We start from the raw sequence: 17,562 nt of genomic DNA on the forward strand, positions 1-17,562 counted from the left end.
GGCAATCATTGTGGCGAATGCTTGCATTGGAGACGGCTATGCGCCCATAACTGAAAGTGGGCGCAGCAGATTCCTGCTTGGCGTCAAATTTCACAATCGTGCGCGGCAAAGTCTTTTCTTGAAGAATAACTTGGCATCTCATAGACTGTATAAATAAACAGCTATTGAATTTGGCATGTAAGACCATGTCTACCTCACCAAGCCCGACATTTGGATTTTCCAAAGCAAAAGTCCGCCGTAGCCTGCCGCCGTTGCTATCTAGTCGTCTCATCGATCAGGTTCGTGAGCGAATCAGATATTTGCACTACAGCGACCGAACGGAAGAGGCCTATGTCCATTGGATTCTAAGTTATGTCCGATTCCACCACAAACGACACCCGGCTGAGATGGGCCAAGCTGAAGTCGTGGCCTATTTGACGTGGTTGTCCAATGAGCGAAAAGTAGCAACCAATACACACCGCTTGGCCCTGGCGGCCTTGCTATTCATGTACCGGAGCGTGTTGGGACAGGAATTGCCATGGATGCTGGATCTTGATCGACCAAAGACCAATCGCCGCTTACCGGTGGTGCTGGACCGGGATGAAGTCGCAAGGATTCTTGGCGCATTGCCAGCCGAGCATCGCCTCTTTGCTTGTTTGCTGTACGGAACGGGGCTTCGGCTCATGGAGGGCTTGACGCTACGCGTCAAGGATCTCGATTTTTCGCGTCTGACGCTCTACATTCGCCATGGCAAGGGCGACAAGGATCGGGTCGTGATGCTTCCGCAAAAGCTTGTGCTGGAGCTTCGACTCCAGTTGCAGAGGGCTCGCGGCTTGTGGGAGTTGGATCGTATGGAAAGTCAGAGCGCTTTGAAGGTGAAGGCGGAGCGCGAATTGGCTCAGCCTGCATCTTGCCGGCCCCCTGTCCGGACCTGCTCATGGGCTGACTTTTGGGTGTTTCCTCAGGCGCAGAGGTCAGTGGATTCGCAAAGCGGCGAAGCATCCCGCCATCACGCCTTTGACCAAGCTTTCCAGCGAGCGTTCAAGCGGGCTTTGGCGCAGGCCAAGATCGACAAGCCGGCAACACCCCACACTTTGCGCCACGCATTTGCGACTCACTTGCTGCAAGATGGGTATGACATCCGAATCGTTCAGACACTTCTTGGGCACTCCGATGTCGGCACCACAATGATTTACACCCACGGACTGGCGGTAGAACGGGGTGCCATAAGCAGCCCGCTGGATCAACTACGCGCGGCTGAGCGGAACATCTCCACCGGCCTGCGATTCGAAGACGGCTTCACCTGGCTCGGCTACCTGGCCGCGCAGGCGTATTTGGTCGATGCATGCATCCTCCGCGACTACCTTGCCGAGTTCTTCGTAGCGTTTGTGTGCCCAGAGCCGGACCGCCCGAAAGTGCACATCGCAACGATGGCCGGCGCCAAGAAGCACGTACTGGACAAAGTCAGGTCATCCGACCCGCTGTTCGCCGAGCTGGTCTTTGCCTCGTCAAAAGGAGGGTGGCTTTTCCAGCTTGGCGCCTATCGAGACCTTTGCGTGCCACTTCTTGAGGAGCGGCAGCTCAAAGAAGCCGAAGATGTGCGTGCCGGGCGCCGAACGGCATGGATCCTTTTGGCTATCCAAAAGGGCAATTTGAAGGGTTATACCTTCACGCCCAATCAGTCTGCAGAGTTTGACAAAGCGGGAAGCGGCTGGTGAACAAGGGACACTTGGCGAACGACAGCGTGCGGCTGGTGGGCAAGGCCCGGCTGGTTGGCCAAGTCCAGCAAATGGTGGCGGAATCAGGCGACCAAGAAGGGTTCGACGCTGCGGCTTGGGTCGAGCAATGGCTGGAAAGCCCGCTGCCAGCCCTGGGTGGAAGGAAACCCGCGACATTCATGGATACGACCGATGGCCAGGCCCTCGTGGCCACGTTGTTGGCCCGCATGCAGACGGGGGCCTACTCTTGATCGCCATCGAGGCCTTGCCTGTACACCTTTGCTAACTCGCCAGCCCGCAGAGCCACGCAAGCGCGAAGCGCTACACACCGCCGAAGCCAACATCAGCCAGCGCGCGCGCGAAAACAGCATCGATGCATTTAAGTCGATTCCAGCACACGCATTTCGACGCGAATCGCGGCGGCGGTATCGCCCACGGTGGAATGAATGACCTAGGTGTGGCCTGGGCCGGCTAAGCCCTGCCAGCTACGAACTGTCATCGGAATCAGTTTGCGCAATGCGATGCCCCCTCTGAGACCTACAAGGCAAAGAGTGAGGAGCAGCCTGATTGACAGTCTTTGTTTTTATTGGCCTTTGCCAATTTGCTGAAACAGGGCACTTTGACACTCTTTAGAAATCACGAGCCGCCTAGCCAAAACCTGACAGTCTTTGTTTATCGCATCAACAGCAGCACAAGAGCGTGCCGCTCATTCAACTGTCACGCTCTTTGCCAAGTTGCGTGGCTTGTCAACATCCGTCCCCCGTGCGCAGGCAGTGTGATAGGCCAGCAACTGCAGCGGAATGACGTGCAGAATAGGGCTTAGCGCACCGTAATGCTCAGGCATGCGGATCACATGCAAACCCGGCTCCGACTCAATCTGCGTGTCGCCATCGGCAAACACATAGAGTTGCCCGCCGCGCGCACGGACTTCCTGCATATTGCTCTTGAGCTTCTCCAGCAAGGTGTCGTTGGGCGCCACCGTGACCACGGGCATCTCGGCCGTCACCAGCGCCAGCGGGCCATGCTTCAACTCGCCTGCCGGATAGGCCTCAGCATGGATGTAGCTGATTTCCTTCAACTTCAAAGCACCTTCCAGCGCGATCGGATAATGCAGGCCGCGCCCTAGGAACAAGGCGTTTTCCTTGCGGGCAAACTCCTCGCTCCAGGCGATGACCTGTGGCTCAAGCGCCAAGACCGCCTGCACCGCCACCGGCAAATGCCGCAGCGCTTTGACATGCTCGGCTTCTTGCGCTTCGCTCAGGTGGCCGCGCGTTTGTGCCAAGGCCAAGGTCAACAGGAACAGGCCGACCAACTGGGTCGTGAAGGCCTTGGTTGACGCGACGCCGATCTCGACCCCGGCTCGGGTGATATAGGCCAACTCGCATTCACGCACCATCGCACTGGTGGAGACATTGCAGATGGTCAGTGTGTGCTTCATGCCCTGCGCGCGGGCATGCTTGAGCGCGGCCAGCGTGTCCGCGGTCTCACCACTCTGGCTGATCGTAACGACCAGCGTGCGCGGGTTCGGAACGCTGTCACGGTAGCGGTATTCGCTGGCGATCTCGACGCTGGTGGGGATCTTGGCGATAGCCTCCAACCAGTATTTGGCGGTTGAGCCAGAGTAGAAGCTGGTGCCGCAAGCCAGGATCAGCACCGAGTCGACTTCCTTGAAGATGCCGTAGGCGCCGTCACCGAACAGTTCCGGGCTGATGCTGGTGATGGCCTCGAGCGTGTTGGCAATCGCGGTGGGCTGCTCGAAAATTTCCTTCTGCATATAGTGGCGGTATGGGCCCAACTCGGCCGCGCCGCTGTGCGCGTGCACGGTGCGAACTTCGCGCTGCTGGGCCTCATAACGGCCAGTCTGAGCGCTCAGATTGCTGATCCAGTAACGACCCAACTGCAGGTCAACGACGTCACCCTCTTCCAGATAGACGATCTGGTCGGTGACGCCGGCCAGCGCCATAGCGTCCGAAGCGACGAAGTTCTCGCCCTGCGCAGCGTCCAGCCCTAAGCCTAGCACCAGCGGCGAGCCTTCGCGGGCGGCAATCACGCGGTGCGGTTCATCACGGCAGAACACCGCCACCGCGTAGGCGCCCTTCAAGCGCGGCAAGGCTTGCTGCACCGCTTCGAGCAGGTCGCCACTGTAAAGGTGATCAATCAGATGGGCGATCACCTCGGTGTCGGTCTGGCTGGTGAAGGCATAGCCGCGCGCCTTCAGCTCATTGCGCAGTTCTTCATGGTTTTCGATGATGCCGTTGTGCACCAGCGCGATCCTGCCAACCGCGTCCGCAGTCGCATTCGGGCCGCTTGAAAAATGCGGGTGGGCATTGTGAACGGCCGGCGCGCCATGGGTGGCCCAGCGGGTATGCGCAATGCCGGTGCCGGAGGCGATACCGTCTTCCTCGGCCAAGCCGGTCAACTCGGCCACCCGCGAGGTGCTGCGCGCACGCATGAGGCCGCCGTTTTGATGCACGGCCACGCCGCAAGAGTCATAGCCCCGGTATTCAAGCCGCTTCAGGCCCTCGATCAGAACGGGGACGATATTGCGCTGACTGACGGCACCGACGATTCCACACATGATTGATTGCTCCGACGACAAGGGTTTAGGCTGGAACGCATCGTAGGCATTCAAATGAAATCATTGCTTTCAAAATTCACATAGAAATGAAATAATCAACCACACCATCAAATTCATGGGTCAATATTTCACGAAACACATGGATATGAATGAATCAATCACCACCATGACTTTGGACTCCGCCGACCTGCGCATCCTCGATTGTCTGCAGGATGACGCCTCCTTGTCGAACCAAGACTTGGCGCGCCACGCTCATGTGTCGCCGGCGACCTGCTTGCGGCGGGTCAAGCGGCTGTTGGACGGCGGCATCATCGAGCGCCGCGTGGCTTTGCTGTCGGCGGAGAAATTGGGTGCAGGGCTGAGCGCCATTGTTGAGATCACGCTGGACCGCCAGGGCGCCGAGCATCTGATGGCCTTTGAGTCCAAGGTCTTGACGGAAGCGGCGGTGCAGCAGTGCTACCAAGTCTCGCCCGGGCCGGACTTTGTGCTGATCTTGCAGGTACCCGATATGGTGGCCTATCAAGCACTGGTGATGCGCTTGTTCACGCAAGACGCCAATGTGCGCAATGTGAAGGCGTTTTTCAGCGTGCGGCGCGGCAAGTTCGAGCCGCGCATCGCCTTGCCGAGGGCCTGAACGCAAAAGCGGCCCAGTCGGGCCGCTTTGACTTTACTCAGAACAAAACTCAGGCCTTGCGACGACGCACCATAGCACCCACGGCAAACAAGCCAAGCGCCATCATGGCGTAGCTCGATGGCTCAGGCACTGCGGTCACACCGAGGATCCAGGCCGTTTGGTCAAACACGGCGGTGGAGCCCGACAGATCGCCGTAGCTGGAGCCGTTGTTGAACTTGGTGTCGCACAGCGTCAACTTGAACACATCGCAAGCGCCATCGGTACCATTTGCGGCATTGCCCTGCCAGCCCCAGGAATGCACGGCGCTGAGTTGATATTCGCCGTTAACCAGCACGAAGTCACCGCCGCCCGAGTCGCCGCCGGCAATCAAGGCTTCTTTGGTACCCAGACCGGTGCTGCTGGTCCACTGGTTGCCCGTCACGCCGGCCAAACGACCCAGCGTGTTGTTGGCAACGCTGCCGCTGTCAAAGTCCGACATATAGGTCGTGCCGGTGTAATAGGCCTCGCTAAAGCCCCAGCCGGCGACGTTTTGGTCAATTGCCCTGTTGAAGGTCTTGCTGTCCACGTCGACCGTGTTGTAGCCATAGTGACCATAGCTGCCATCGTTCCAGGACGGGCCACTGTTCGATGTCGCGGTGCCGCTGGTGCCATAACCGGCCATCAAAAACTGCTTGCCGACGTCATTGGTCGTGCTCAGCTGATAGCCCTTGATGGTGGTGACCGGCGCGCTCAACTTCAGGATCGCCATATCGGAGCCGGCGTCGGCCGAAGCATTGAAGCCCTTCCACAGCGGATGCAAGCTCGCATCGCTGACCGCCACCGTGCGGGTCTGCTGCGCGGCGCCACCGAAGGCACCGAACTCGACCTTCATCGAGGTGAAGTCGTCGGCGCAGTGTCCGGCCGTCAACACATATTGGCCGCCGGCCAGCAAGGAGCCCGAGCAACCGTAGCTACCGCCACCCGCCGTGGTGAAGCTCAGGCGCGCCACGCCGTCGAGGGCGCCGGCAACACCATCAAACACCTGGCCGGGCGCGAAACGCCAGTTGGACGGCGACGAGGTGTTGCCGGTATCCGGGGTCTGAGCCCCACCGGCTTGCGCGCCGCCGGCCAATGCCAGCAGGGCGGCAGCGGCCGCGATGGATGTGAATTTTGAGTGCTTCGCCATGGTTCTAACTCCCTCCGTTTGCGGCGGCACATTTTTTGATGCCGCCGCCTCTACCTTTTGACACCCGCCGTTTTGCCACGGGGCCGCGCTTTTTTTCGACGTTCCCGCAACCATCGATGGCGTGAATATGCCACGCCCTCAGCGTGCGACTCACTCCTGAAAAGCGCGTAGAGGTAAACCATGAGCCTAGCCATCAACGCTTCAAAATCAACAGCCCTTTCAGGTATTCGCCCTCGGGAAAACAAATGGTCTGCGGGTGGTCTGGCGTGGCGCCGACGCGGTCAATGATGAAGCCGTCACAGGGTGCGTCCAAGCCGGCACCGGCGACTATTTTGTGGAATAGCTCGGGGCCCACGCCGCCTGAACAGGAGAAGGTGAACAGCAGACCGCCCGGCTTCAAAAGCATCAGGCCCAAACGGTTGATATCTTTATAGGCCCGAGCGGCGCGCTCGGCATGTGCGGCGGTAGGGGCGAACTTGGGCGGGTCGAGCACGATGGCGTCAAACTGTCGACCTTCCTTGATGAACGCACGCAAGGTCGCGTTGACGTCGGCATCCAGTGCCTGATGGCGGGCCGTGTCAAACCCGTTCAAGACCACATGAGCCTGGGCTCGTGCCAGCGCCGGCCCGGATGAGTCAATACTGATCACCTGCTCGGCCCCGCCGGCCAGCGCGGCGACCGAGAACCCCCCCGTGTAGCTGTAGCAATTCAGCACAGTCTTGCAGCCAAACTGTCGCACGCTTTCAGCAAATTTCTTGCGGTTGTCGCGCTGATCCAGGTAGTAACCCGTCTTGTGACCCTCGGCCACGTCGAGCGTCAGTTGCCATTGATGTTCGCTGATCGCCACTTCTGTCGCGCCGCCGCCACGCAGCCAGCCGGTTTTTTGCGCCAAGCCTTCCAGGCCGCGAACCTGCGCGTCAGAGCGTTCGTACAAACGCGTCAGGCCGGTGGCGGCCAGCAGCTGATCGGCGATCAGCTCCTTCCAGCGCTCAACGCCGTTGGCCAAGAATTGCGCCACCAGGGTGTCACCGTAGCGATCCACGACCAGGCCGGGCAGGCCGTCAGCTTCACCATGGACCAGGCGCAGCGCGTCGGATTGAATCGCCAGCCTTGTTCGCATGGCCAACGCTTGCGCAATGCGCTGCTCGAAGAAAGCCGCGTCGATGCGCTGGGCCTCGTCGAAGCTCCAGGCGCGCACGCGGATCTGCGAGGTCGGGCTGAATGCGCCCCAGCACAGAAAACTGCCGTCGGCCGCCTCGACCCGCACCGTTTCGCCGGCGTCGGCGCCGCCGCGCGCGATCGAGCTTTCAAATATCCAAGGATGGCGACGCTGCAGAGAACGCTCTTTGCCCGCACGTATGACGATTGTTTTCATGGTTTCCTCTCGGCCCTCAGCGGGCCAGGCTGCCGAAGGCATAGCCGACCGACAGATTGAAAATCTGGGCCGTCTGCGCGCCATTGCGCATGGTGCGCCACTGGCCCAGACCGGCCCGCACGCGCAGGTGCTCGCGCTCCCATTGGCCGTAGGCTTCGGCCTGCCACAGGGCACCGCTGCCAACATCCACCCCGCCGCCGCCAGCTACGCCCGCCAACAACTCGGCGCCAAAGCGCGCGCCGCCGAGCAACTGCGGTGACTGCAGGCCCGCACCGAAGAGGCCAAAGGCATAGGCGCCGGCCTTGCCGGTGGCCGCACTGCCGGCCTGCGCAACACCGTACAGGCTTGGCGTCAGCTCGCGCGTCATCACAAACGCGATCTGGCCGATCGCGTCCTCGCTGCCGTCTTTGAAGCGAACCTTGGGCAGGTACTGGTAGCTGGCGAACATTTGCTGGGTGCGCACGATGCCGGACTGCTGCTCCAAACTGCTGCTGATCGAAGGCGTTTGATCCAAGGGCAGTGCCAGACCCAGACGCACAAAACGGGTCGAGAACTGACCATCCGGCGCGTAGCTGAAGCCGCCATCCAGCCGCACGGTGGCACCCCAGGGGCTGATCCAGCGCAGCGTCGGGCCGGCGCGCAGCAGCCAGCCATTGCCGGTATCGACATTGCCTCCGCCGGCCAAGCCAAGGCCTAGCTGCCCACCCAGACGCAGCTTGGGGCCGAACAGCGGCCAGTCTTGGCCGGCCGTGGCCAGCACCTCCATATAGCCATCAACGCCGCCTTGCGCCGCACCGGCGGCCTCCACACCCCACCAACTGCCGTCGGCAATGTATTGGCGCAGATCGGCGCCTGCAAAGCCGATGCGCCCGGTGTTGGGCTTGCCGCTGCGATCGCGTGTACCGGCGCGTGGGTAGGCAAAGCCGCCCTGCAAGGCGATCTCGTCAAAGCCCAAGCCGGTGCGTTGGCTGGTACGGCCGGGCTTGCCGGCATCACTGGGCGCAAAACTGACAAAGTCGCTCGCCCGCCCCAGCACCAGTCCAAGGCTGGTGTCGGACACATTGCCGCTGGGGAAGCGCACATGAGCAAGTGCTGCGCCGCCGTACCAGCTGCCCGATTCCACCCGCAGCGACAGCTCGGGGCGAAGCATCAAGCCGCCACCAAAGCGCACCTGATCCGACCCGACTCCGCCGCCCGCGCCGGCATACAAACCGGCCGCCAGATGGGTCGATGAACTCAAGCGCCAGCGCCGCTGGCCGGTGAAACCCATCGTGAACAGCCCGCCGTAATTGCCCTTGGCTGCGCCGTAGACGCTGGGGCCAAAGCCCCAATCTTCGTCCACCGCCATCAAATAGCTCAAGCTCAGCAGAGCAATGCGGTCGCCATTGGGCAAGCGCACGGGCGTCCAACTGCTTTCAACGGTGGCCGGACGGACGGAGCCGGGTCGCACCAGCTCGGTGGATGAAGTTTGGGCCAGCACAGGCATTGCTGCGGCCATCGCAAGCGCGAGCACGCTGGCCGGGAAGATAGAAAAGTGTTTAACCGTCATTGTTTTTTCTTTGCCCGCGGATGGGCGGCGTCGTAAATTTTGGCCAAGTGTTGAAAATCCAGCTGCGTATAGATCTGCGTCGTGGTGATATGCGCATGGCCCAGCAACTCCTGGACCGCGCGCAAATCCCCACTGGACTGCAGGATGTGCGAGGCAAACGAGTGCCGCAACATATGCGGGTGCACATGGGTCGGCATGCCAGCCGCCAAGGCCCGTGCCTTCAAACTCGCACGGATCTGCACCGCCCCCAAACGGGCGCCGCGCTGGCCCACCAGCAGTGCGGGCTCATCACTGCGCGCCAGCTGCCCGCGCACCTGCAACCACTGCACCAAAGCGGCCATGGCGGCGGCACCGATCGGCACCGAGCGGCGCTTTGACCCCTTGCCCAAGACCGTCGCTTCGGCTGCCTGAAGGTCGATCCAACCCAGGGAAGCAGGTCCGGCCTGTGCGTCCAGCCCGACCAACTCGGACACCCGCAAGCCACAGCCATAGAGCAGCTCGACCATGCAACGGTCGCGCGCTTCGAGCCTCGCGTCCACGGCCTGAGCGGCATCGGCTGAGCTGCTGCTGAAATTCGCCAGCTGCACCGCGTCATCCACGGCCAAGGCCTTGGGCAATGGCTTGGCCGCCTTGGGTGCGCGCAGGCCATCAAAGGGATTGATCTCGACCAAGCGCTCGGCGCCGAGCCAACGGTACAAGCCACGCCAAACCGAGAGATGCAGCGCCATGCTGCGCGGGCCCAATTCAATCTCACCGTGCAACTTGGCCGCCAGGCTCCGCGCTTGATGGGGGCGCAGCGTCAGCAAGGCCATGCCGCTTTGCCCGGCCAGGTCTTGCAGGCGCAGCAAGGCGTCCGCGTAGATGACCAGGCTGCGCGGCGCCAAGCGCCGCTGCACCCGCGCATAGTCTAGGTAAGCATTCAGAGGCGCCGCCAGGGGCTGCGGCTCCTCGCCTTGCGCGCCCTGCTCAGACCGGTGTGCTGGCTTCACCACTGGGCGCCAGCAATCTGGCCAAGGCGGCGCTGGCGATGTCTCCCACGCGGACCAGGAACTCGGTGCCCATCTCGGCCGTGTAGCGGGTCGGGTCGGGCGAGCCAAGCACCAGCAAGCCAAAGCTCTGGCTGGGTTTGCCATGAGTCAAAGGGATCAAGGCCAGCGAGGTCGCCGCGCCGTGACTGCCGCCCTCGTCCGCGCGCAACCACTGCGCCGCCTCGAAACCCGAGTTGATGCCGCAATAGGGCTGACTCAAACTGAGGGCGAAACTCCTTACATCGGCGCTGACGGTCTGCGCAAAGTCGGCCTGCGCATGTTCGGGTGCCACATTCCACAGACGCAGCCCGGCCTGCGGAATCATGAACTGGTGGCGCAACTCTTGCAGCAATACGGCCGGCAGCTGTGCAGCGTCGGCGGTCAGCATCAGGCTTTTGGTCCAGCGGTGCAGGCGATCGGCGATGCCGACGTTCTCCTGGCCGTTACGGATCATCTCGATGATCTTGGACTCCAGGCCCTTGATCTTGTCGCGCAGCATCTCGGCCTGGCGCTCCTGCAGCGACACCGCCCTGGCACCATGCGGATGGCTCAGCTGCACGGTGGCCAGCAACTCGGCATGGCGCTCGAAAAAGCCCGGCGTCTTGGCCAAAAAATCGGCGATATCTTGCTCGGTAATCACTTGCCTTGGCTCTTGTTGGTTGCTCACAGCGCTATCTCTCCTTCAAATACGGTTTGTGCCGGGCCGGTCATGAAGACCGACGCGGCCAAGCCGGCACTCAGGCCGGCCCATTCAATTTTCAAATCGCCGCCACGCGCGTGCACCTCCACGGCCTCGTCCAGCAGCCCCAAACGAATGCCTGCGACCGCTGCCGCGCAGGCCCCGGTGCCACAGGCCAGCGTTTCACCGGCATCGCGCTCGAACACGCGCAGGCGAACTTCGCTGCGCGACACGACTTGCATAAAGCCGGCATTGACCTTGCGCGGGAACCGGCGATGCGTCTCGACCAAAGGGCCCAGCGTCAACACCGGCGCCGCGTCCACATCGCCGGCCACCACCTGCACCGCGTGCGGATTACCCATCGACAGAACGGCCACCTCACAGTTCAGACCGTCCAGCGGCCAGAGCTCAAAGCCATTCAAAACCCTGGCACTCAGCCCGTTTGAATCGAAGGGCAGCAAGGCGTGCTCGAACAGCGGCGCGCCCATGTCCACAGTGACGCGGCCGTCATCGCGCAAATGCAAGTCCAGCACCGCATTGACCGTCTGCACACGGATGCTGCGCTTGCACGACAAGCCATGCTCGGACACGTAACGCACAAAGCAGCGGGCCCCATTGCCGCAATGCTCAACCTCCTCGCCGCTACTTCCATTGAAGATGCGGTAGCGAAAATCCACGCCGGCTGTCTCGCTGGGCTCTATCACCAGGATCTGGTCGCAGCCGACGCCAAAACGGCGGTCGCCCAGGCGGCGAATCTGTTCGGGAGACAGGGTCAGCGGGTGTTGCAGCGCATTGATGACCACAAAGTCATTGCCGGCGCCCTGCATTTTGGTGAAGCTCAGTTTCATCCCCGACATTATCAGGGCGTTGTTGCCCAGCAGCATTCCCAGCCTTGTCACGCATTGAGGGCTGCACTCATAATGCGCTGCACCAAAAAATCCTGCTCCGACTTCGTCGCAAGGAGATTTATGGCCAATCTGGAACACGAGTGGCTGAGCTCGGGAAACAAGGGCTCAGGCGCAGTCTTGCTGGCAAGTTTGGATGCTCGTCATGTATTGACGCCCTTGCACGCTCAAACTGCTTGCCGGCAAGCCTCGGAGGCCTTGCTGAGTTGTTTGCCCAAACCCCCGCGTCGGCTCTTGCTGGACCTGCCGGGCGAGGGCTTTGCGCTCACCTCCTCCGACACGCAATCCCTGGTCGAGGCCGCGTCCCGCCTGATGCAAAAGCAGGCCGTTGCAGCCCCGGAACGAGCACTTCGCTTTCGCCTCGGTGTGCATGCGCTTGCCGATGCGCAGAGCCCACAAACCGATGAATTGATGGCCGCCAAACGCATTGCGGCCGGCGCGCAGTTCGGCGTTCTCAGCCTGAGTGCCGCTGCGGTGGACGGGCTGACTCAGCCCTGGCTGTTGCCCTTGCAAGACCAGATCCGGCCTCAGGACGGCACTGAACAAGGCCCCCATCTATTCAGCCTCAACGCCGACGCGCCCACGCATGCTCCAAGCTACTCGGATCTGGGAGCTACCTTGGCGGTGCTGCCGCCCGAATTCGGCGGCAGCAGCAACGCACGTCATGCGGCCGTCGCGGACATGGTGCTTGATGCGTTGATCGTGGCGTTGTCAAGATCTTCGCAATTGCATGTGCTGTCGGCACGGTCCAGCCAGGGCCTGCGCCATTCGCGCGAAATCCTCAGTGATGCCTTCAAACACCTGGGGGCGCAATACGTACTGCATTGCAGCGGCACCCTGGGCGTGAACGGACGCGTGTTCTTGCAATTGAGCTTGCACTCGCAACATCAGCAGCAAGTTGTCTGGCAGGAGCGCACAGAGTTTGAATTGGTGGACTTGCTGTATGCCGACGTCTTCCCTTTGTCGCAGGCATGCGAGGACATTCATACCGTCTTGCAAGCGAGCAGCATGCAGGCGGCTCGCCGGCATGCCTGGGAAAAGCTGGAGCATTTTCAACTGCTCAATGCTGCTACGCAAATGATGCACAAGCTGGTGCCGGCCTCGTTTGAGCAGAGTCGTGCCATGCTGGAATACCTGCGACAACAACTGCCCCGGCATCCCGAGCCCTTGGTTTGGCTGGCCCAATGGCATTTGCTCGAGATTGCCCAGGGTGCGCGCGCGACAAAAGTCGCACCGACGATCTTGAATCTGTGCCAGCAGGCGCTGGAATTTGATCAACATCACTCGCTCGCGCATGCACTGACCGGCCATGCCCAGTCCATGCTGGCGCAGACATTAGGGCCGCAGTCCATGGACCTCAGCGCGGCTCACCATCAAAGCGCCTTGGCCGCCAATCCAAGCAATAGCTTGGCCTTGGTTTTCTTTGCCCTTCACCAGACCTACCGAGGGCAGACCCAGCAAGCCTGCGAGTCTGCCAAGCTGGCGCTTGCCTTGTCGCCACTCGACCCCTGGCGCCATTTCATCGATTCGGTCTGTGCCCACGCCTTGCTGGCCAATCGGCAAGCCGAGGCCGCCATCCTGCATGCCCAGAACGCCATGCGTTTGAACGCTGGCCATGCACCAACGCTGATCTATCTGGCCATCGCGCATGCTCGGCTGGGCCACGGCCCCCAGTCCAGGGAGGCGCTTGCGCGTTTGCTGGAGTTCTGGCCCGACTACACGGTGGGTGAGTTCCGGGCCAGCTATTGGGGGCGCGGCACTGCGCATGCCGAAGAGTTTGCCCTTGACTTGCAGCAAGCGGGCTTGGCCGAGGCTTGACTTGAGCGAACGCTTTTGCCGAGGGTGCGGGCAGTAACGCTGGCACGCCAACTTTGGACGTTAGGGAGCAGTATGAAAAACTTGAATGCCTTAGACCCCCAAGGGGGGATTGGTCGCAACGGCGGCATTGGTCGAAATGGCGGCATCGGCCGCAATGGTGGCATCGGCAGGTCGAGCGACGCCTTGCCGCTGACCGCAGGCGGTGACCCGGAATTCAGCGCTTGTTTGGTTGCCATCCGCGGGTACCTGACGCTTGGGCTAGATTCGCCCGGCGCGCCGCCCGAATATGAACTCGGCCAAGCGCCTTGGCGAGACATGGGTGAGCGCTACCGGGCCGAGTCTTTGCTGGCCGAGGCCTTGAGCGGTTTGCGTGTCGAAGTTGATGCGCAGGCGCAAGTCGTCAGCTTGCGCTACCTGCAAGCTCTTGCGGCCGAACAGAACAACGCGCAACAGACTTCGCAAGCGAAAGCAGGCAAGTCGGCCCCTGCATCGACAGCTTGGGAGTGGGCCGATTTGATCAGCCTGCGGCGCCCGCCGCGCAAGTATTTCGAGGCTCAGGCCAATTTGGTCGACGAGTTGCTGCCTTTGCGTGAAACGCGCTTGTTGGAAGTGCATGCGCAGGCTGACTCGGCCTTGGCATTTCTATTGACGGCGGCTCAACTGCCCGTTCACCGCATGCCACGCACGCTGGAATTTCTGGGCTCGGCCCTTGCCTTGCAGATGTCGCTGCAGATGCGCATCAAGCAACAGTTGGCCTGCGCACGGCCGCAGTTGATCTCGCCACGGCTCATGCCCATGATCGATGTGCCCTCACATGGCAGCCTGCCGAGCGGGCATGCCGGCGAGTCTGCGTTGATTGCCGCCTTGTTGAGCCATCTACTCGCCAGCGCAGGCGCTGGCGCCGACATTCAATTGATGCTGCGCCGGATGGCTTTGCGCATTGCGGAGAACCGGGTGGTCGCCGGCGTTCATTTTCCGGTCGACAGTCTGGCGGGCCGATTGCTGGGTGAAACCGTTGCCGACTACCTCTTGGCCGGGGTCAAGGCCATAGAAGCGCCGATTGCCGTGCGACGCTTTGGCGCGGCTCCTTGGGGCGCACCGCAGCAGGGCATACCCAACGAAGCAGGCCCAGCCCATCAGAGTCCTGAATGCAGCGAGGACGGCTATTTGCGCATTGCTCCTTTGCAGGACCACAGCAAGCTGTGGTCGCTGGTAATGCAGGAGTGGCAGTCGTGAAATTGCCTGTGGCCATGGGCGATTCGCCGGCCTGGCAAGCTCCGGTCAAGGGGCGGCCACGCGACCCCTATTTGGATTGGTCTTTGGCGACCGCATGGAAGGGCCAAGCCCGTGAGCAAGTGCCGGCCTGGGTGCCCATGCTTGCGCCCCGCGGCCCACGCTGGGATAGTCTGATGGCACGTCTGGGCCCAGCAAAGCGCCTTTGTGCAAGTCCTTGGAATCCTAGCGATACCGCCTGGGGCGTGTTGTGGGCGCATGTGTCGGTGCTGGACGATGTGGCTGCAGCCCTGCCGGAGTCCGAAATGTCTCAGCCTATGCCCTTCGACCCCAACAAGGTGGCGCGAAAACCCAAGTTGCCCGGTTCAGCGCGCAAGCGCCCCAAGCTGATACTTGCCGCCATTGACCGTGGCGGTGCTGTGCTGAATATGTGTTTTTCGGAGGTATCCAAGCCACGGCAAACGCGACTGCTTTCCTTCTGGGACCAAGCAGAAAACGCCCGCAGTTTATTGTGGGCCCCCGCACAGGGCGGGCATGGCAGAGAGTTGGACGCCAAGCGACTGAATCGTCTGCGGGCGATTGCCGCGCAAGGCCCTCATGAGGAATTGAGCATTTACAGGGATTTGGGGCTGGAAGAATTGCTCCTCAACCATGCAATAGGTCGGCCTGACCACGCCACGCATGTCTTGGACACGCTGGCCGGCCGAACGGATGAACGATGTTTTGCTGCCGGGGCAAAGCCGCAAGTCGACGATGCTGCCGCTCATGCGCCTTTGCTGCTGGTGTCTATCCCTGCTGCTCCCGAGGGCCAAACCACAGGCACGGCCACTATCGCCCAAGTTCTTGACGGGCTGCACTACATCCTTGCCCATGCCGACACATATGCGCCCGGCACGCCCATCGTTGTCAATATCAGCATGGGCATGCTGGCCGGACCACATGACAGCAATTCCGCGCTGGAAAAGGCGATTGACGGCTTGATGCGTGCGCGCCGGCACCTGCTGGTAGTGCTGGCGGCCGGCAACAATGGCGCGGACACCATGGTTGACCCGGGCAACGGCACCAACGCAGGCGGAACCATGCAGCCCAATTCAGTGGCAAGCCTGACTTGGCGCCTGCAGCCCCATGACCCTACCGATTCATTTCTAGAGTTTTGGTGGGGCGAGGTTGACCAGCAAGTTGCAGACCTTCAGATCCGTGTTTGCTCGCCTTTTGAGAGTGATTGGGTCGCGGTCGGGGAGCAATGTGATTTGCGTTGCGCGGACCTCTTGTTGGGTCGCTTGATGCTGCAAGCGCGCAGCGAAGAAGGAAAAGGACGCGGCCAATTGTGCTTAGCGCCCGTGACCGGAAAACGAGGCGCCTTGCCCGCCGGACGCTGGCTGGTTGAGTTGCGGAATTCAGGCAAGCACACGCTGACGGTCGAAGCCCGCGTGCAAGGAGATTTGCCGCGCTGGAACGAGGCCGAGTCGGTGCAATCGGTGTTGGCAGACGCAAAGGGCCTGTGCCTCGGCGCCGCTGGCAGCCTGAATGGGTTGGCGACCGGCAAACTGCCATTGGTGGTGGGCGCTGCCCGCCTGTCGGACGGCGCGGATGCGCTCTACTCCTCCAAATCCAATCCCATGAACTCTTCGGCTCGGACCGAGCGAGTCAATGCTCGCGCAGTGGCCGATGAAGGGGCCTTCTCACCGGGCTTGGTGGCAAGCGGCGTACTGTCTGGGAGTTGGGTCCGGATGGGCGGCACCAGTGTGGCTGCACCAATAGCTGCCCGCTGCTGGGCAAACCGTCTGGCACAGGGCGGTCTGCCAGCACAACCCGAACAATGGCTGAACTTTCTGAGTCCACAAGCACTGGCCCGTAGCGGCAGCCAGCAAGGGCAGCCAACATGGCCACTCAAGCCCGGTGACTGAGGGCTATGCCGGCTTGACGCAAGGGATTGATGCCGAGCCCATGCCCAAAGCAGCCGGCCTTTGGGCGATCAAACTGATGCCCCCTCAGGCAAGCACGCCTGAGGTCAATAGAAACCGGGCTCACCCTCGGGCCGCGTTTTGAAGCGCTTGTGCACCCACAGATACTGCGCCGGATTCTCGCGGATGCGCTGCTCCAGCCAGGCATTCATCTGCGCTGCATCGGCCTCCAGATCGCCACTCGGGTAGCCGGGCGGCGCTGCCCAAACCTCCAGCACATAGCCTTGCCCGCCCGGCAACATGGTCGCCACCAGCGGCACCACCAACATGCCCATGCTGTTGGCGATCTTGCCCGGCGCCAACAAAGTGCAGGTGGGAATGCCAAAGAAGGGCACGAAGGCCGAATCCTTGCGGCCGAAATCCATGTCCGGCAAATTGAAGAAGGCATGCCCCTCGCGAATCAACCGCAACACGGGCCGAATACCTTCTTCGCGCATGACCGAGGTGGTGGCGCCAAAACGGCTGCGGCCGGCCAGCATCTGCGCGTCGAAGACCGGGTTGCTTTGGCGCTGATAGACAAACACGCCTGGCGTCTGCTGATTCAGCATCAAACCGTTGCCCACCACATCCAGCCCCGCGAAATGAGGCACCCACCACATCACCGGCGCCGCGCTCTTCTCGGCCACTTTGATGTCGCCCTTGATGCGGATGAGTCGGCGCAGGCGCTCGGGCGAGGCGAACCACAACAAGCCGCGCTCCAAGATGCTGCGGCCCATCCAGCCGAAATGCTCGCGCGCCAATTGATCCCGCTCTGCACTCGACTTTTCCGGAAAGCACAAGGCCAGATTGCGCAGGGCAATGCGCCGACGCTTTTTTGCCAGCAGCCAGAGCAAAGCGCCCAGGCCCTGCCCGAGCGCGGCCAACACACTCAGCGGTAAAAAATGCAGCAGCCACAGCAGCCCGATGGCGAGGTGAGCTGCGATGCGAGCACCCATGC

At 61.7% G+C, this 17,562-nt stretch carries 15 protein-coding genes; 6 read left to right on the forward strand and 9 right to left on the reverse strand.

Annotated elements, in window-relative coordinates; all coding sequences use genetic code 11:
- A partial coding sequence (locus LNV09_RS23060; RefSeq protein ID WP_263559413.1) for a hypothetical protein occupies window positions 1–187 on the reverse strand: 187 nt, incomplete at its 3' end.
- Here LNV09_RS23060 and LNV09_RS23065 point away from each other — a divergent pair.
- Window positions 186–1,697: an integron integrase gene (locus tag LNV09_RS23065; RefSeq protein WP_505191001.1), complete on the forward strand. Its 1,512-nt coding sequence runs from the start codon at window positions 186–188 to the stop codon at window positions 1,695–1,697. The genes LNV09_RS23060 and LNV09_RS23065 overlap by 2 nt on opposite strands.
- Window positions 1,694–1,948 (forward strand): MbcA/ParS/Xre antitoxin family protein, encoded by a 255-nt coding sequence (locus LNV09_RS23070; RefSeq protein WP_263559414.1) that lies wholly within the window; start codon window positions 1,694–1,696, stop codon window positions 1,946–1,948. The genes LNV09_RS23065 and LNV09_RS23070 overlap by 4 nt, the downstream gene beginning before the upstream one ends.
- 455 nt (window positions 1,949–2,403) lie before the next feature.
- Here the strand turns inward: LNV09_RS23070 and glmS are convergent, their stop codons facing one another.
- Window positions 2,404–4,275, reverse strand: coding sequence for a glutamine--fructose-6-phosphate transaminase (isomerizing) (gene glmS / locus LNV09_RS23075; protein ID WP_263559415.1), 1,872 nt, complete (start codon window positions 4,273–4,275; stop codon window positions 2,404–2,406).
- A 166-nt stretch (window positions 4,276–4,441) separates the two neighbouring features.
- Here glmS and LNV09_RS23080 point away from each other — a divergent pair, with 166 nt between their 5' ends.
- A complete protein-coding gene (locus LNV09_RS23080; protein ID WP_263559416.1) occupies window positions 4,442–4,909 on the forward strand; it encodes an Lrp/AsnC family transcriptional regulator in 468 nt (155 codons plus the stop codon).
- Window positions 4,910–4,958: 49 nt separating this feature from the next.
- Here the strand turns inward: LNV09_RS23080 and LNV09_RS23085 are convergent, their stop codons facing one another.
- From LNV09_RS23085 to dapF, 6 genes are all read right to left on the reverse strand, one after another.
- Complete coding sequence (locus LNV09_RS23085) at window positions 4,959–6,074, reverse strand: trypsin-like serine protease (protein WP_263559417.1); 1,116 nt, start codon at window positions 6,072–6,074, stop codon at window positions 4,959–4,961.
- A gap of 193 nt (window positions 6,075–6,267) precedes the next feature.
- Window positions 6,268–7,449 (reverse strand): class I SAM-dependent rRNA methyltransferase, encoded by a 1,182-nt coding sequence (locus LNV09_RS23090; protein WP_263559418.1) that lies wholly within the window; start codon window positions 7,447–7,449, stop codon window positions 6,268–6,270.
- Between the two features lie 16 nt (window positions 7,450–7,465).
- Complete coding sequence (locus tag LNV09_RS23095) at window positions 7,466–8,998, reverse strand: hypothetical protein (protein ID WP_263559419.1); 1,533 nt, start codon at window positions 8,996–8,998, stop codon at window positions 7,466–7,468.
- Window positions 8,995–9,987 (reverse strand): tyrosine recombinase XerC, encoded by a 993-nt coding sequence (locus tag LNV09_RS23100; protein WP_411969338.1) that lies wholly within the window; start codon window positions 9,985–9,987, stop codon window positions 8,995–8,997. Before LNV09_RS23100 ends, LNV09_RS23095 begins: the two co-directional genes overlap by 4 nt.
- The gene (locus LNV09_RS23105) at window positions 9,965–10,693 is read right to left on the reverse strand and encodes a DUF484 family protein (RefSeq protein WP_263559420.1); all 729 of its coding nucleotides are present in this window, start codon (window positions 10,691–10,693) and stop codon (window positions 9,965–9,967) included. Before LNV09_RS23105 ends, LNV09_RS23100 begins: the two co-directional genes overlap by 23 nt.
- Window positions 10,690–11,553, reverse strand: coding sequence for a diaminopimelate epimerase (gene dapF, locus LNV09_RS23110; protein WP_263559421.1), 864 nt, complete (start codon window positions 11,551–11,553; stop codon window positions 10,690–10,692). The genes LNV09_RS23105 and dapF overlap by 4 nt, the downstream gene beginning before the upstream one ends.
- 120 nt (window positions 11,554–11,673) lie before the next feature.
- Here dapF and LNV09_RS23115 point away from each other — a divergent pair, with 120 nt between their 5' ends.
- The 3 genes from LNV09_RS23115 (at window position 11,674) to LNV09_RS23125 (ending at window position 16,568) form a co-directional block, all read left to right on the forward strand.
- Entirely contained in the window at window positions 11,674–13,428 is a 1,755-nt protein-coding gene (locus LNV09_RS23115) for a hypothetical protein (RefSeq protein WP_263559422.1), read from the forward strand.
- A gap of 72 nt (window positions 13,429–13,500) precedes the next feature.
- Window positions 13,501–14,664: a phosphatase PAP2 family protein gene (locus tag LNV09_RS23120; protein ID WP_263559423.1), complete on the forward strand. Its 1,164-nt coding sequence runs from the start codon at window positions 13,501–13,503 to the stop codon at window positions 14,662–14,664.
- On the forward strand, window positions 14,661–16,568 hold the full coding sequence (locus LNV09_RS23125; protein ID WP_263559424.1) for a S8 family serine peptidase: 1,908 nt from the start codon (window positions 14,661–14,663) through the stop codon (window positions 16,566–16,568). The genes LNV09_RS23120 and LNV09_RS23125 overlap by 4 nt, the downstream gene beginning before the upstream one ends.
- Before the next feature lie 104 nt (window positions 16,569–16,672).
- Here LNV09_RS23125 and LNV09_RS23130 read toward each other — a convergent pair whose 3' ends face one another.
- Entirely contained in the window at window positions 16,673–17,560 is an 888-nt protein-coding gene (locus LNV09_RS23130) for an LpxL/LpxP family acyltransferase (RefSeq protein WP_263559425.1), read from the reverse strand.
- Window positions 17,561–17,562: the final 2 nt, after the last annotated feature.

Source organism: Paucibacter sp. B2R-40 (genome assembly GCF_025717555.1).
Classification (GTDB): Bacteria; Pseudomonadota; Gammaproteobacteria; order Burkholderiales; family Burkholderiaceae_C; genus Paucibacter_A.

Bases quoted from the DNA above. Each gene is read 5' to 3' on its own strand.
- LNV09_RS23065 (WP_505191001.1), top strand. From the start codon at position 186: ATGTCTACCTCACCAAGCCCGACATTTGGATTTTCCAAAGCAAAAGTC.
- glmS (WP_263559415.1), bottom strand. From the start codon at position 4,275: ATGTGTGGAATCGTCGGTGCCGTCAGTCAGCGCAATATCGTCCCCGTT.
- LNV09_RS23080 (WP_263559416.1), top strand. From the start codon at position 4,442: ATGACTTTGGACTCCGCCGACCTGCGCATCCTCGATTGTCTGCAGGAT.
- LNV09_RS23085 (WP_263559417.1), bottom strand. From the start codon at position 6,074: ATGGCGAAGCACTCAAAATTCACATCCATCGCGGCCGCTGCCGCCCTG.
- LNV09_RS23090 (WP_263559418.1), bottom strand. From the start codon at position 7,449: ATGAAAACAATCGTCATACGTGCGGGCAAAGAGCGTTCTCTGCAGCGT.
- LNV09_RS23095 (WP_263559419.1), bottom strand. From the start codon at position 8,998: ATGACGGTTAAACACTTTTCTATCTTCCCGGCCAGCGTGCTCGCGCTT.
- dapF (WP_263559421.1), bottom strand. From the start codon at position 11,553: ATGAAACTGAGCTTCACCAAAATGCAGGGCGCCGGCAATGACTTTGTG.
- LNV09_RS23115 (WP_263559422.1), top strand. From the start codon at position 11,674: ATGGCCAATCTGGAACACGAGTGGCTGAGCTCGGGAAACAAGGGCTCA.
- LNV09_RS23120 (WP_263559423.1), top strand. From the start codon at position 13,501: ATGAAAAACTTGAATGCCTTAGACCCCCAAGGGGGGATTGGTCGCAAC.
- LNV09_RS23130 (WP_263559425.1), bottom strand. From the start codon at position 17,560: ATGGGTGCTCGCATCGCAGCTCACCTCGCCATCGGGCTGCTGTGGCTG.